At 72.9% G+C, this 1577-nt stretch carries 1 protein-coding gene; it reads right to left on the reverse strand.

Features of this window, described 5'->3' with window-relative positions; all coding sequences use genetic code 11:
* Positions 1 to 1577: Ig-like domain-containing protein (locus tag ACTJIY_RS20780; protein ID WP_440697262.1), on the reverse strand; the 1577-nt coding region annotated here is incomplete at both ends.

The following is a 1577-nucleotide window of genomic DNA, read 5'->3' on the forward strand; positions in this document are numbered from 1 at the left end:
CACGAACGTGAACGTGCCCGCGTCATAGTTCGGCGTGATCTCCGCGGGCGCGGACTCCGACACCGACGCCAGCCGCAGCTCGTCACCGTTCGGGTCGGTGTCGTTGCGCAACGGCTCCACCGTCACCGGCTGACCCGCCGGCACCACCACGTGGTCGTTCACCGCCACCGGCGGCTGCGGGCCCGGCACCACGTCCACCAGCAGCTTGCCCTCGAAGGACATCTCGCCGTCGGAGACGAGCAGGGTCACGATCTTGCGGCCCGTCGAGCCGCCGCCGTCGCGGAACTCGACCGTGCCGTCCGGGCGCGAGCGCACGTCGTCCCCGGCCACGGTCGCGGCCGCCGAGGCGAGGTAGAGGTCGTCCCCGTCGGGGTCCTTGAAGTACGGCAGGACCTTGATCGTGGCCCGACCACCCTGAGCCACCCGCAGCACCGGGTCACCCGTCTGCTCCGGCGGCGCGTTCTCCCCCCACGGGGAGACCTTGAGCGTGACGCCGGCCTCGGCCACGCCCCCGCGACCGTCGGCGACCGAGTACCGGAAGGTGCCCGTCCCCTGCGCGTCCTCGGGCACGACCGCCTGCAGCGCCGCACCGCCCATGATCGCCTGCACCGTCGCGTTGGCCGGGGAGTCCCCCGCCAGCGACGCGGTCATCACGTCCCCGTCCGGGTCCACGTCGTTGCCCAGCACCGGCAGGATCGTCGTGCGACCCGGACGCACCCCGAAGCTGTCGTCCTGCGGCTGCGGCGGCTTGTTCGGCTGCGACCGGTCCGCGATGAACTGGTCCACCTGCTCCGGGTTCGTCAGCTCCGCGTCGGACTCCTCACCCTCGGCCTCCTCCGGCATCTGCACGTCCCAGTCGTCGACCTTCTGGTACTCGTCCGCCGCCATCCACAACGTCCCCGCCGACAGGTCGTTCAGCACGATCACGCGCCGGTTCACCCGGTACTCGAGGCGGGTCTGGGGGTCCAGGCCCTCGAGGCGCTCGTCGACGTCCCGACCCGTGCCGTCGCAGTCGCGGATGACCTGACCCGTCGAGGCCCACGCCCCGTACGTGCAGGCACCGAGCTGGACGGGTGCCGCCGGCACGCCCTGCGCGGCACGCCGCTGCGCGTCCCCGCCCTTCAGCGGCTGGGAGACGAGGGCGTCCGTCGTGGCGACCACGACCACGTCCGAGGACTGCGACGGCTGCTGCAGGCGCGCGTCCCCGCCCCCCTCGATCGCCACGCTCTTCCCGCCGGGCAGGATCAGGTGGGACGCGGACCGGTCGAGCACCACGGGCTTGTCACCGACCGCGGTCACCTCGACCTCCGCGCCCTTGCTCACCGGCAGGGGCGCGGAGGAGGCCTCACCGTCCACCGTGCCCTTGGACGTCGTCGCCACCGTCCACAGCGTCCCCGTCGACGGGATCGCCGCGAACACCGTCCCGTCCTGCGACACGGTCAGCGCGCCGTCACCGCCGACCTCGGCCACGGGGTCCAGCTTCTCCGCGTCGAACGACGTCGCCCCGTCGAACGGCAGCACCCACAGCAGACCCTCCTCGCCGTCGAGGATCGCCGTCGTCGCGCCACCGGAGACCA

The organism is Cellulosimicrobium sp. 22598 (assembly GCF_052044445.1).
GTDB lineage: Bacteria > Actinomycetota > Actinomycetes > Actinomycetales > Cellulomonadaceae > Cellulosimicrobium > Cellulosimicrobium cellulans_G.